Here is a 13,318-nt window from a genome sequence, read left to right on the forward strand (position 1 = left end):
GGCTCCGTATGGATTTATTCTGTTGGGCCATATTGCCAGCGCGGTAAGCGTTTCTCCAGGAAGGCGGCCACCCCTTCACGCTGGTTGGCATCGCTAAAGAGATCGAGAAACAGCGCTCGCTCAAGGGGCAAGGCGGCATCCCGCGGGCCACTGCGGCCCTGATTGACCAGGGTTTTGCAGGCGCGCAGGGCACTCGGGCTCTGGCGCTCCACCAGATGGGCCATCTGGTGCGCGGCCTCCCACGCCTGACCGGTTTTCACCACCTCCTCCACCAGCCCCATCTCGTAGGCCAGCGAGGCACTCACCTTCTCACCGCAGAGGATCATCCGCTTGGCCCAGCCCGGCCCCACCAGCTCGGTCAGGCGCTGGGTGCCACCGGCACAGGGAAGCAAGCCCACCGAGGCTTCCGGCAGTCCCAGCAACGCCTGCTGCTCGGCGATACGGATATCACAGGCCAGCGCCACTTCCAGGCCGCCGCCCATGGCATAACCATTGATGGCGGCGATACTGACGCCATGAAAACGGGCCAGCGCCTCGAAGGCCTTACCAAAGGCCTCGGCTACTTCGCGGGCCAGCTCGACATTCCCCTCGACAAACATATTGAGGTCGGCACCGGCGCAGAAAAATTTGTCGCCCGCACCACGGATCACCAGTGCCACCACATCGGGACGACTGTCGAGCTCCACCATCATCTGCAAAAAGGCCTGCAGGCTGGCGAGGGTCCAGGTGTTGGCAGGGGGATGGTCGAGGGTGATATAGGCCACGTGGCCATGATATTCGAGTCTGATCCTTGTCATAACATTGTCCTTGTCGATGAAGCTGCCGCCATGATGACAGGCTTGAGTGACACCAACCTGTGGCTGGCTCACAAAGCCGAAACCGGCATGGCACGGTGCAAATCGGGTGGCAGGCAACACACCCTTGATGCGACCACCGGTTAGCCCAGCGACAAACCGGGATCGGCCAGCAGGCGGCGCGCGATGATGAGTCGCATCACCTCGTTGGTGCCCTCCAGAATGCGGTGTACCCGGGTATCGCGCAGATAGCGCTCGAGCGGATACTCGCGGATATAACCATAGCCGCCAAAGAGTTGCAGAGCCTCATCACAGATTCGATAACCCACGTCGGTGGCAAACCGTTTGGCCATAGCACACCAGGCACTCTTGTCGGGTGCCCCGCGATCCAGCTTGTCGGCGGCCTGACGTACCAGCAGGCGGGCGGCAGCCAGCTCGGTCGCCATATCGGCCAGGCGAAACTGCACGCTCTGGAATTCACTGATCGGGTGACCAAATTGCTGGCGCTGCTGCACATAGGCCAGCGCATCGTCCAGCGCCTGCTGGGCGGTGCCCACCGAACAGGTGGCAATATTGATGCGCCCACCATCGAGGGCCTGCATGGCGAACTTGAATCCTTCCCCCTCTTCGCCCAACCGATAACAGGCAGGAATGCGAACCCCGTTGAAAACAACCTCCCGGGTCGGCTGGCTGTTCCAGCCCATCTTCTCTTCGGGCTTGCCATAGACGATGCCCGCGCTATCTGCCGGCACCATAAAGGCAGAGATCCCCTTCGCACCTTCACCACCGGTACGGGCCATCACCACCAGCACGTCAGTGCTGCCCGCTCCCGAGATAAAGACCTTGGTTCCCTCGATGAGGTAGCTATCACCCTCGCGAGTGGCTCGGGTCTTGAGCGCCGCCGCATCGGAACCCGCCCCCGGCTCAGTCAGGCAATAGGAGCCCAGCAGCTCACCGCTGGCCAGTTTGGGCACCCACTCCTTGGCAACCTCGGTGGGCAACCAGTTACCCAGCATCCAGCTCACCATGTTGTGGATGGTCAGATACGCCGTGGTCGAGGTACAGCCCATGGCGAGGCGTTCGAAGATGAGGCTCGCATCGAGGCGCGGCAGCCCCAATCCGCCAAACTGCTCCGGGGTATAGAGACCGCAAAAACCTAGCCCGGCCGCCTGCTTGATGGTCGGGATCGGAAACTCATGATCCTTGTCCCAGCGCGCGGCATGGGGTTTGAGCGCCTCATCGGCAAAGGCGGCAGCCGCCTCCACATACGCCTGTTGATCATCTGTCAGGGTAAAATCCATCTCGTCTTTCTCTCCCTTGTTGCCCCGCGCTTTCTTCCCCGCGTTAGCGCTTTATGACGCGGCGCCCACACACTGGTCATTCGGATCTGCCACTATGGCGCTGTTGTCGTGGTAGCTGATGACGCACTCACTACCACGGCTTTATCGACACACAACAGATTAACAATTGATTTACGTTTACGCTAACGTAAACTTGTGGCAGAAGTGAAGTACAAAATGGACCGACCACTGCCAGCCGTAACGCCGAGTCAGCCGGTCGACCCAACCTTCCTACCCGATTGTCATATCCGCAAGGAGAGCATGGATGCAGATGGATGAGACCCTGAATGCCCTGACCGAACAGGTTGCGGCCTTCTGCCAGAAAGTGATCGCCCCGCGCGCCAGCGAGATCGATCAGAGCAACGCCTTTCCCCGTGATCTCTGGCCCCGGATGGGTGAACTGGGGCTGCACGGCATCACGGTGGCGGAGGAGTATGACGGGGTGAACCTCGGCTATCTGGCCCACGTGCTGGTGATGGAACAGGTAAGCCGAGCCAGCGCCTCGGTCGGCCTCTCCTACGGCGCCCACTCCAATCTCTGCATCAATCAGATCCACCGCCACGGCACGGCGGAGCAAAAAGCACGCTACCTCCCCCCGCTGGTGAGCGGCGAGCATGTGGGGGCACTGGCCATGAGCGAGCCGGGAGCCGGGTCCGATGTGGTCAGCATGCGCCTCACCGCGGAACGCGAGGGCGATCACTTCGTGCTGAACGGCAACAAGATGTGGATCACCAACGGACCCGATGCCGACACCTTCGTCATCTATGCCAAGACTGATGCCAGTGCAGGCCCCAAAGGAATTTCTGCTTTTATCGTTGAAGCCGGCACTCCCGGTTTTTCTACCGCCCAGAAGCTCGACAAGCTGGGGATGCGCGGCTCCAGCACCTGCGAGCTGGTGTTCGACAACTGCCGGGTGCCGCAGGAAAACCTGCTGGGCACCCTGCACGGCGGGGTCAAGGTGCTGATGAGCGGGCTCGATTACGAACGGGTGGTTCTGGCTGCGGGCCCCCTTGGCATCATGCAGGCCTGCATGGATGTAGTGCTGCCCTATGTGCGTGAGCGCAAGCAGTTTGGTCAAGCCATCGGCGAGTTCCAGCTGGTGCAGGGCAAGCTCGCCGACATGTATACCCGCCTCGCCAGCAGCCGGGCGCTGGTCTACTCGGTGGCGAGCGCCTGCGATCAGGGGCGCACCAGCCGTAAAGATTGCGCCGCAGCCATCCTGTTTGCCGCCGAAAACGCCACCCAGATGGCCCTCGACGCTATCCAGCTGCTCGGCGGCAACGGTTACATCAACGAATACCCCACTGGCCGCCTACTGCGGGACGCCAAACTCTACGAGATCGGCGCCGGCACCTCGGAGATCCGCCGCTGGCTCATCGGCCGCGAGCTGATGGGAGAAAATGCATGAGTCGTATCCACTCCCGCCTCGACACGGCGAGCCCGGAATATGCGGCCAATCGGGCCGCCATGCAGGGGCTGGTCGACGATCTCCACGCCCGCATTGCCGAGATCGCGCTAGGGGGCGGCGCGACCAACAACGCCCGCCATCAGGCCCGTGGCAAGCTGCTGCCCCGCGAGCGCATCAATCAGCTGCTGGACCCGGGCTCCCCGTTTCTCGAACTCTCGGCGCTGGCTGGCTGGCAGGTCTATGACGAGCCGGTACCCGCCGCCGGTATCATCACCGGCATCGGCCGGGTTTCAGGCCGGCTCTGCATGCTGGTGGTGAATGACGCCACCGTGAAGGGCGGCACCTACTACCCGCTCACGGTGAAAAAGCACCTGCGCGCCCAGGCCATCGCCGAGCGGCTGCGCCTTCCCTGCCTCTATCTGGTGGATTCCGGCGGCGCCTTTTTGCCGATGCAGGATGAGGTGTTCCCCGACCGGGATCACTTTGGTCGCATCTTCTACAACCAGGCCCGCATGTCGGCCCAGAATATCCCCCAGCTGGCGGTGGTGATGGGGCTCTGCACCGCAGGCGGCGCCTACGTGCCCGCCATGGCGGACGAGTCGATCATGGTCAGGGAGCAAGCCACCATCTTTCTGGCGGGTCCGCCGCTGGTCAAGGCCGCCACCGGCGAGGAGATCAGCGCCGAGGCCCTGGGCGGCGCCGAGGTACACTGCGCCCACTCGGGCGTTGCTGATCATATGGCCCGTGACGATGCCCATGCGCTGGCCATCGCCCGCACGCTGGTTACTCATCTGGGTAACGAGCCGATAGAGAGCAGCCCCGGCTACGAGCCCCCCTGCTACCCGATCGAGGAGCTCTACGGTCTGGTGGGCACCAGTCTCAAACGCCCTTACGACGCCCGTGAACTGATTGCACGACTGGTGGATAGCTCTGACTTTGACGAATTCAAGGCGCTGTTCGGCACCACTCTGGTGACCGGCTTTGCCCGTATTTGCGGCATGGAGGTGGGGATCCTCGCCAACAACGGCGTGCTGCACAGCGACAGCGCCCAGAAGGGGGCCCACTTTATCCAGCTCTGTAACCGCCGCACCATCCCGCTGATCTTTTTGCAGAACATCACCGGCTTTATGGTGGGGAGCAGCGCGGAAAAAGAGGGGATAGCCAAGCACGGCGCCAAGCTGGTCACCGCCGTGGCCTGCAGCCGGGTGCCCAAGATCACCCTGATCGTCGGCGGCAGCTTTGGTGCCGGCAACTACGGCATGTGTGGCCGCGCTTATGAACCCGATTTTCTCTTTAGCTGGCCCAACAGCCGCATCTCTGTCATGGGAGGCGAACAAGCTGCCGGAGTGCTGGTGCAGGTGCGTCGGGACAAGCTGACTGCCGAGGGCAAAGATTTGAGTGAGCAGGAGGCGGCCGCCATCCGCGCGCCCGTGATCGAACAGTATGAGCGCCAGGGTCACCCCTACTACGCCAGCGCCCGCCTCTGGGATGATGGCGTCATCGACCCGGCCCAGAGCCGCACCGTGCTGGCACTGGCGCTCGCCGCCTGTCAGGGTGCCCGCATTGAACCCGAGCAGTACGGCATCTTCCGGATGTAAGGAGCAAACCCATGTCAGATCCACTTACTTCCTCCCAGACCCCATTTCGGCTGGAGCGGCATGGCCCGCTGGCCGAGCTGGTGCTGTCGCGCCCGGCCCGTCACAACGCCTTTGATGCCGACCTGATGCTGGGGCTGCTCGACTGCCTCGATGACCTGGCCCATCTCCATGGTCATGATCTTGCCGAACGTCCTCACGCCCTGCTGCTACGTGCCGAGGGAAAACACTTTTGCGCAGGCGCCGACCTCAATTGGATGCGTAATCTGGCCCACGCCGATTTCGAGCACAATCGCGAAGACGCCCGGGTACTGGCCCGGCTGATGCAGACCCTCGACGAGCTCCCCTTCCCCACGGTAGCTCTGGTGCAGGGGGCCGCCTATGGCGGGGCGCTCGGCCTCATCTGCGCCTGCGATCTGGTGCTGGCCAGCGATGATGCGCGCTTCTGCCTCTCAGAGGTGAGCCTGGGTCTGGTGCCTGCGGTGATCAGCCCCTACGTGGTGCGCACCATGGGAATGCGTCAGGCGCGCCGCTACATGCTCACTGCCGAGCCGTTCGATGCCATCACCGCCTGTCGGCTCAATGTGGCACATCAACTCTGCAAGCCGGATCAACTGCTGGTGGAGGGGCGGGCGCAGGCCCTTCGTCTGTGCCGCAACGGGCCGGAGGCGATGAAAGAGACCAAACGGCTGCTGGCGGCGATAGAGGCCCATCCCTCCCGCCTTCATGAAGAGAGAACCGTCGAGACCATCGCCCGGGTTCGGGTGGGGCTCGAAGCCCAGGAGGGGATGCAGGCCTTCTTCGACAAACGTCCTCCCGCCTGGCGTCCCCGTTTCAAGGATGAGACATGACCCACCACACTCAGATTAAACGCCTGCTGATCGCCAATCGCGGCGAAATCGCCGTGCGCATCATCAAAACGGCGAAACGCCTCGGCATCCACACTATCGCCCTCTACTCCGATGCCGACGCCCACGCCATGCACACCCGTCTGGCCGATGAGGCCTGGCATCTGGGGCCCGCACCGGCCAGAGAGAGCTATCTGGACACCGGCAAGGTGCTGAAGGTTGCCAAAAAGGCGCGCGCCGATGCCATCCATCCCGGTTACGGCTTTCTGTCGGAAAACAGCGATTTTGCCACCGCCTGCGAACAGCGCGGCCTGCGCTTTGTCGGCCCAAGCGGCGCCGCCATTCTCGCTATGGGCGATAAATCGGGCGCCAAGGCGCTGATGCAGGCTGCCGGTGTACCTGTGCTGCCCGGCTATCACGGAACAGATCAGCGGCCGGACTTTTTACGCGATCAGGCGAGCCAGATTGGCTTCCCGCTTCTTATCAAGGCCGCCAGCGGCGGCGGTGGCAAGGGGATGCGCCGGGTCGATCAGCTGGCCGACTTTGACGAGTCGCTGGCGGCAGTCAAACGGGAAGCCAAGGCCGCCTTTGGTGACGATCTGGTGCTGCTGGAGCGCTATCTGCCCCAGGCTCGCCATGTGGAGGTGCAGGTCTTTGCCGATAGCCTCGGCAACGCCATCTATCTGGGGGACAGGGACTGCTCCTTGCAGCGACGCCATCAGAAGGTGATCGAAGAGGCGCCCGCCCCCGATATCCCTCCGGCTCTGCGCCGCGCCATGGGGGATGCGGCCGTGGCCGCAGCCAAGGCCATCCACTATCAGGGGGCTGGCACCATCGAGTTCCTGCTCTGCAAGGATGAGTTCTTCTTTATGGAGATGAACACCCGGCTGCAGGTGGAGCATCCGGTCACCGAAGCCGTAACCGGGCAGGATCTGGTGGCCTGGCAGCTGGCCGTGGCCGAAGGCAAGCCACTGCCACTCTCCCAAGAACAAGTTGTGCTACGCGGCCATGCGGTGGAGGCGCGCCTCTACGCCGAGGATGTGGCGGCCGGTTTTCTGCCTGCCAGCGGGCCTATCCACTGGCTCCACTGGCCGGATGGCGTGCGCATCGACACCGGCGTTACCGCTGGCGATGAGGTGAGCCCCTATTACGATCCCATGATCGCCAAGCTGATCGCCCACGGCCAGAGCCGCACCGAGGCGTTCGCCAAACTGGCCGATGTGCTGGTGGCACTGGATCTCGGCCCGCTGGAGCACAACGGCGCGCTCTTGCTGCGCCTTTGTGAAGAGCCTGACGTCCTGGCCATGGGCCACCATACCCAGTGGCCCATACCCACCACAGCACGGCCCATTCCTGAGCTCGCCTGGCCGCTGGCCGCCCTCTGGCTGGCGAGCCGCCCTGCGGGCACCTCCCCCTGGCAGCAAGCCTGCGGATTTCGGCTGGGGCCGGATCGCTGCTGGACGGCGGCGGTACGGATCGGTGATGAGCGCCGGGTATTGACCCTTAACGATCATGACGGCCAGTTTGAGTGGCAAGGGGAGACCCGTTGCTACCAGAGAGGTGACGATCATATCCGGCTACAACAGGGTGGCTGCTGGCAGCAGATCCCCATTCAGACGGTCGCAGGCTCGGAGGCAACCTTCATCATGATCCTAGGGGGCCAGCGCATCCGTTTCACTGCTGATGATCGGCAGCACAGCCACCACCATGATCAGGCAAACGAGAAGGCACAAGGCGCCATCGCCCCCATGCACGGCATCGTGGTGGCCGTAATGGTCGAACCCGGCCAAACGGTCAGCAAGGGGCAACCCCTGCTGGTGCTGGAGGCGATGAAGATGGAACACCAACTGCGTGCAGAGCGGGACGGGGTAATTGAAGCCCTGCAGTGCAAACAGGGCGAGCAGGTAAGCCAGGGAACTGTGCTGGTGCGCTTTGCCGAAGAGATAGCTTCACAGGAGGATCACCCATGAACCGATCACAGGACGTCCGTGACGACAGGGTCAGTTTGGTGGAGATGGGGCCGCGAGATGGTCTGCAAAATGAAGCTGCGCCCCTCTCCCTGGTACAGCGGCTGGAGCTGATCCAGCGCCTTACCGACAGCGGCCTGCAACGCATCGAGGTGGGTGCCTTTGTCTCTGCCAAAAAAGTGCCGCAGATGGCGGACTCCGCAGCGCTGTTCGAGGCACTGCCGCGCAAGGGCTCAACTCGTTACGGAGCCCTGGTGCCCAATCTGCAAGGCTTGCAGGCAGCCATTGCCGCCCGCGCCGATGAGATTGGCCTCTTCACCGCCTGCTCCGACGGCTTTACCCGGGCCAATATCGGCATCAGCGTGGAGGAGTCGCTGGTCCGCTTCGCCCCGCTGGTGCAGGAGGCACGCCGACTCGGCATCAAGGTGCGCGGCTACCTCTCCACCGTCATCGCCTGCCCGTTTGATGGCCCGACCCGCCCGAAACGGGTCGCCGCCATGGCCGAGCAACTGCTGGATCTCGGTTGCCACGAAATTTCTCTGGGTGACACCATCGGCGTCGGCACTCCGGGCACGGTGGCGCCCATGCTGGATGCGGTGCTGCACGAGATCCCGGCGGGTCGACTCGCGGTCCATTTTCACGACACCTACGGCCAGGGGTTGGCCAACCTGCTACCCGCGCTGGAGCGCGGCATTCGCACCATAGACTGCTCGGTAGCGGGCCTTGGCGGCTGCCCCTATGCGCCGGGCGCCTCCGGCAATGTGGCGTCAGAAGAGGTGGTTTACCTGCTGCACGGCCTTGGCATGACAACCGGAGTGGATCTCGACAAACTGGCGGCCACCGGCCAGTGGGTCTGCGAGCAGCTCGGTCGCCCCAACGGCTCACGGGTCGGTCAGGCCTTGCACGCCAATGCCGAGCGGCTGCGCGCCCGCCTCTGCCAGCCACACGCCCAGCGACAGGAGTCATAACCATGTCGCGTTCCCTGTCCGGCAAGGAGATCACCTACAGCATTTCGGAGCTGGCCCACGAGTTCGATGTCACGCCGCGCACCATCCGCTACTACGAGGACGAGGGTCTGCTCACTCCCCAGCGGGAGGGTCAAACCCGCATCTACAGTCATCGGGACAAGATCCGGCTCAAGTTGACCCTGCGCGGCAAACGGCTGGGGTTTAGCCTGGCGGAGATCCGCGAGCTGTTCGAGATGTATGACACCGACCGGTCAAGCAAAACCCAGCTCCACTCCATGATCCAGCTGATCGAGGCAAAACGCGGTGTGCTGCACCAGCAACTGGAAGATATCCAGATGGTGATGGCCGAGCTGGAAGCCGCCGAACAACGCTGTGTTAATTCCCTTAACAGCTTGAAAACCGACACAGATTAACCGAATCTGGGATCATGTCATTACCTTGGTGATCTCATGAAATATTGGTGCTGGTTATTGTTGTTCCTCAGCCTGCCCGGTTGGTGCCATTCCCTCGTCAAGGTTGGTGGCTATCCCTATGCGCCCTTCGTGGTCAAACTCTCAGATGCGCACTATGAAGGGCTGACACTGGATCTTATCGAACAGCTCAACGCGGTGCAAAAAGAGGTGACCTTCGTCTTTGTCCCCACCTCGGCTGCCAACCGCTACAAAGCGCTTGATATGGGTCGCTTTTCGTTGATGCTGTTTGAAGACAGCAACTGGGGCTGGCAAACGGAGAAACTCAAGATGACTGCGCCTTTTCTCGGTGGTGGCGAAGTCTATGTGGCCCTGAGCAAAGAGGGCCGGGATCAGCGCTTTTTCGATGACCCCTCTCGGCACCACCTTATCGGGGTGACCGGCTACCACTACGGCATCGGCCAGTTCAATGCCGATCCCATCTACCTGCAGCGCAAGCTCAATATCACCCTGGTCAAAGACAATGTCAGCGCCCTGCAAGCACTGCTCAAAGGGCGTGGTGAGGTGGCCATTATCAACGTCTCTTACCTTAACCAGTATCTGCTGGCCCATCCCGACACAGCCAACCAGCTGCTGATCTCGAAAAAATGGGATCAAAAGTATCAACACCGCGCCATTCTTCACCCTGCGGCACCCATTACTCCTGCCCAGCTGGAACAATGGCTGGCAGCCCTGCAACAAAAGGGTGAACTGGATCGCCTTTGGACAAAGTACGGCGTACAACAGTACGCAACCCCATGATTACTATCCAGCTTTTCTGTACCATGGTGGGAACCAAATGGGAGTGCACCAAATGAACACTACCGAGCCAGCGTCCCACAAACCCCGCTTTCTGCGCTACCTTGCCTACGCTTTCCTGCTGCTTCTTATCCTGATCACACTGCTGCTGTGGCAGACCCCCCGTCTGATCCAACGCTATCTGCCAGGCTGGCTGGCCGAGCACTACGGCCTGCAACTGACGCTGGGGGAGATTGATGTTGGACTGCGCACCCCTTCTCTTACCCTCGGCGCGACTGCCCTGCTCGATGCCAAACAGCAACCTATCATCCGTTTTGAGCAGCTCTTTATCACCCCCGACCTACAAGCCAGCTGGCAGCAGAAAGGGGTCGTGCTTTCCGCCGTCACCCTGATCAAACCCGTAGTGCTGCTGCAACGGCTGGCAGACAAAAAGGGGGATGTTCGACTCAATCTGACCGATGCGCTGGCGACCGTGCTCACTTCTGCCCCCTCCCCCGAGCCCGAGACAGCCAGCGCCCCGCTACTGGTCGACATCGCCAGCATCGCTGTCACTGATGGGCATGTGCGCTATCAGGATCAACGCAAGGAGAGCGAACCCGGCTGGTTGCCGCCTCTCTATATGGAAAAAGTGACCATCAAGCTCGATAACCTGCGCACCAAGGCAAACCATCCGACTGCCTATCAGCTGAGCGCCACCATCAACGGCAAAAGCAGCCTCGCCGCTCACGGCAAGCTCGATGTGATGAGCGGCATGGGTCAGGGCAAGGTGAGCCTCAAGCAGGTCGAGCTGAAACCCTTCGCCCCGCTCTGGGCACCCTATCTCAAGCTGGATCTGGCCAAGGGCCGCGCCAATGCAGAGGTGGAGTACCAGCTTAAAGAGGGTAAACAAGGGGTGCTGTGGCAATTGTCCAAAGGCAAGCTGACCCTGGACAACTGGCAGCTTAAAAAACACAAGGGCGACGAATTTGCCCGCTTCGGACAGCTGGCGCTTAGCGAGCTGGCTGTCGATGGCCAGAAACAGTCGCTCCAGATCGGCAAGGTGACCCTGCAACAGCCCCTGCTCAAGGCCACCCTCAACCCACAGCAGGAGCTTGATCTGGCTGACTTGCTGATTGAACAGGCCCCCGCCAAGCCCGTCAAAGGGGCCCACGCCGCAAACGAGGTGGCCAACAATGCGGCGCCCAAGTCGGCACAACAAGCAAAGACAGCCGGTAACGGCAAGAAACATACGCCAGACAAACCCTGGCAGTGGCAGATCAAGCAGATCCTTATCGACAAGGGCGATCTCACCCTCACCGAATCGAGCAGCGGCAAACCGCTGGCACGCCAACTCTCCGACCTCAAGCTGGCGCTGGGGCCACTGGGCAGCAAGGGGGAGCAACCGAGCAAACTGACTCTGGCCACCCACTTCAACCAGAGCAGCCCCCTCGCCTTTGATGGCCAACTGACCCTGACTCCTTTCACCTTAAGCGGCGACATCAACCAGCAGGGGCTGCCCCTGACGCTGGCACAGCCCTATCTGGCCGATCTGGTACGAATCAAGGTGCAAAACGGGCTGCTGAGCAGCAAGACCCGCCTTGATCTCGCCACCACCGCCCAGGGAGATCTGAGCAAGCTGACCCTGCAAGGGGGGCTCGATATCAACGGGCTCAAAGTAGTCGATCGGGCAGACAATCAGCGGCTGCTGGAGTTCAACACCCTGGCTCTCACCGATCTGACGTATGACGGCATCAGCCAGCAGATGCGGATCAAGGACATTGCCCTGAACAAGCCCTTCGCCCGCATCGAGATCAACGAAGATGGCACCACCAACCTGCAACAACTGCTGTTGCCGCAACCGGCGGCAACCAAAAGTACTCAAGCGGCGGCAGGCAGCAAGGCTCCCGACTTTCGTTTCACCATTGACCAACTGCGCACAGAGCAGGGCAACCTGCGCTTTGCCGACCGCAGCCTGAGTCAGGATTTTGTGGCCGATATCGCCTCGCTGGGCGGCCAGAGTCACCATATCAGCAATATTCCGGGGCAACGCTCCGATCTCGCCTTCAACGGCAAGGTGGATCGCTATGCGCCAGTGACCATTCGCGGCGGTACCAACCTGCTGGTCGCCAACCCGATCCTCGACATCGCGGTCGCTTTCCACAATCTGGAGCTCACCACCTTTACCCCCTATTCGGGCACCTATGCCGGTTATGCCATCGACAAGGGGCAGCTCTCCATGAAGCTGCACTACAAGCTGGAGGGCAACCGGCTGGAGGGGGATAACGACATCACCATCAAGAAGCTGCAACTGGGCGAGAAGATCAAGAGCGATCAGGCCAAGGATCTGCCGCTGGGGCTGGCCATCGCCCTGCTGAGTGATGCCAACGGGGTGATACAGATGAACCTCAAGGTGAAGGGCGATCTCGATCAACCGGACTTCAGCATCGGCAATATCTTCTGGGATGTGCTGGGCAACACCCTGAGCAAGGCGATCACCTCCCCCTTCTCGCTGCTCGCCTCACTGGCCGATGGCACCGAAGATCTCGACGAACTTCCCTTCCTGCCGGGGGATCCCGATCTCACCCCCACCCAGCAGGAGAAACTGGTCAAGCTGGCGCAGGCCCTCAAGGATAGGCCCAAGCTCAGCATGAACATTCGCGGCAAGGTCAACTTCAACGAGGAGCGCCCCATCCTGCAACGGCAAAAACTGGAGCGGGTACTGGCCAAGCTCACCGGCAATCAGGCGGATCTCGACCTGCTGGAACAGGACTCAGCCCTGCAAGAGGCGCTGGCCCGGGCCTATGAAGAGCGCTTTGGCGAAGATCTGGATGACCTGGCCGATCGCCTCCATCTGGATGAAGAGAGCGCGGCACTGAGGGCCCAGGCGGTGATCCTGCTGCGGGATCAGCAGCTCATCACCGCCAAATCCCTGCGCAATCTCGCCATGCGCCGGGCGCAAAATACCAAGGAGTTTCTGGTCGACAGCCAGGGGATCGCCCCGGAGCGGCTGTTCGTGCTCGACAGCCAGGTCAAAGAAGAAGACAAGGAAGCCAAAGTGATCCTGACGCTGGATCAGTGACGCCGCCGCACTTCGTAAAAAACGTAATAAAAATACAACCCCTCAACTATTTTGACACCTTTTGCTCACCAAACAGCCTGCCTTGGTGAGCATTTGGCCTCTGATGCAAATAATCACGTAGTTTTTTTACGA

The 13,318-nt window shown here is 61.5% G+C and carries 10 protein-coding genes; 8 read left to right on the forward strand and 2 right to left on the reverse strand.

Features of this window, described 5'->3' with window-relative positions:
• Positions 1-14: 14 nt before the first annotated feature.
• Together G5253_RS00445 and G5253_RS00450 are read right to left on the reverse strand one after the other, a co-directional pair.
• Positions 15-797, reverse strand: coding sequence for an enoyl-CoA hydratase (locus tag G5253_RS00445; protein WP_266133931.1), 783 nt, complete (start codon positions 795-797; stop codon positions 15-17).
• 140 nt (positions 798-937) lie between these two features.
• A complete protein-coding gene (locus G5253_RS00450) occupies positions 938-2,095 on the reverse strand; it encodes an acyl-CoA dehydrogenase family protein (protein WP_266133930.1) in 1,158 nt (385 codons plus the stop codon).
• Positions 2,096-2,399: 304 nt separating this feature from the next.
• On the opposite strand from G5253_RS00450, the gene G5253_RS00455 reads away from it, so the two are divergent.
• From G5253_RS00455 to G5253_RS00490, 8 genes are read left to right on the forward strand one after another with little or no spacing between them, the layout of a single operon-like run.
• Positions 2,400-3,542: an isovaleryl-CoA dehydrogenase gene (locus tag G5253_RS00455; RefSeq protein ID WP_108540353.1), complete on the forward strand. Its 1,143-nt coding sequence runs from the start codon at positions 2,400-2,402 to the stop codon at positions 3,540-3,542.
• Positions 3,539-5,140, forward strand: coding sequence for a carboxyl transferase domain-containing protein (locus G5253_RS00460; RefSeq protein ID WP_266133929.1), 1,602 nt, complete (start codon positions 3,539-3,541; stop codon positions 5,138-5,140). Before G5253_RS00455 ends, G5253_RS00460 begins: the two co-directional genes overlap by 4 nt.
• A gap of 11 nt (positions 5,141-5,151) precedes the next feature.
• Entirely contained in the window at positions 5,152-5,988 is an 837-nt protein-coding gene (locus G5253_RS00465; RefSeq protein WP_266133928.1) for an enoyl-CoA hydratase-related protein, read from the forward strand.
• On the forward strand, positions 5,985-7,955 hold the full coding sequence (locus G5253_RS00470) for an acetyl/propionyl/methylcrotonyl-CoA carboxylase subunit alpha (protein WP_266133927.1): 1,971 nt from the start codon (positions 5,985-5,987) through the stop codon (positions 7,953-7,955). The genes G5253_RS00465 and G5253_RS00470 overlap by 4 nt, the downstream gene beginning before the upstream one ends.
• On the forward strand, positions 7,952-8,920 hold the full coding sequence (locus G5253_RS00475) for a hydroxymethylglutaryl-CoA lyase (RefSeq protein ID WP_266133926.1): 969 nt from the start codon (positions 7,952-7,954) through the stop codon (positions 8,918-8,920). Before G5253_RS00470 ends, G5253_RS00475 begins: the two co-directional genes overlap by 4 nt.
• Positions 8,921-8,922: 2 nt before the next feature.
• A complete protein-coding gene (locus G5253_RS00480) occupies positions 8,923-9,333 on the forward strand; it encodes a MerR family transcriptional regulator (protein WP_266133925.1) in 411 nt (136 codons plus the stop codon).
• Positions 9,334-9,369: 36 nt separating this feature from the next.
• Complete coding sequence (locus G5253_RS00485) at positions 9,370-10,131, forward strand: substrate-binding periplasmic protein (protein WP_266133924.1); 762 nt, start codon at positions 9,370-9,372, stop codon at positions 10,129-10,131.
• 52 nt (positions 10,132-10,183) lie between these two features.
• Complete coding sequence (locus G5253_RS00490) at positions 10,184-13,186, forward strand: DUF748 domain-containing protein (RefSeq protein WP_266133923.1); 3,003 nt, start codon at positions 10,184-10,186, stop codon at positions 13,184-13,186.
• Positions 13,187-13,318 lie beyond the last annotated feature (132 nt).

Source organism: Aeromonas sp. 602658, assembly GCF_049173005.1.
Classification (GTDB): Bacteria; Pseudomonadota; Gammaproteobacteria; order Enterobacterales; family Aeromonadaceae; genus Aeromonas; species Aeromonas veronii_A.

Bases quoted from the DNA above. Each gene is read 5' to 3' on its own strand.
- G5253_RS00445 (WP_266133931.1), bottom strand. From the start codon at position 797: ATGACAAGGATCAGACTCGAATATCATGGCCACGTGGCCTATATCACC.
- G5253_RS00485 (WP_266133924.1), top strand. From the start codon at position 9,370: ATGAAATATTGGTGCTGGTTATTGTTGTTCCTCAGCCTGCCCGGTTGG.
- G5253_RS00480 (WP_266133925.1), top strand. From the start codon at position 8,923: ATGTCGCGTTCCCTGTCCGGCAAGGAGATCACCTACAGCATTTCGGAG.
- G5253_RS00470 (WP_266133927.1), top strand. From the start codon at position 5,985: ATGACCCACCACACTCAGATTAAACGCCTGCTGATCGCCAATCGCGGC.
- G5253_RS00475 (WP_266133926.1), top strand. From the start codon at position 7,952: ATGAACCGATCACAGGACGTCCGTGACGACAGGGTCAGTTTGGTGGAG.
- G5253_RS00455 (WP_108540353.1), top strand. From the start codon at position 2,400: ATGCAGATGGATGAGACCCTGAATGCCCTGACCGAACAGGTTGCGGCC.
- G5253_RS00460 (WP_266133929.1), top strand. From the start codon at position 3,539: ATGAGTCGTATCCACTCCCGCCTCGACACGGCGAGCCCGGAATATGCG.
- G5253_RS00450 (WP_266133930.1), bottom strand. From the start codon at position 2,095: ATGGATTTTACCCTGACAGATGATCAACAGGCGTATGTGGAGGCGGCT.
- G5253_RS00465 (WP_266133928.1), top strand. From the start codon at position 5,152: ATGTCAGATCCACTTACTTCCTCCCAGACCCCATTTCGGCTGGAGCGG.
- G5253_RS00490 (WP_266133923.1), top strand. From the start codon at position 10,184: ATGAACACTACCGAGCCAGCGTCCCACAAACCCCGCTTTCTGCGCTAC.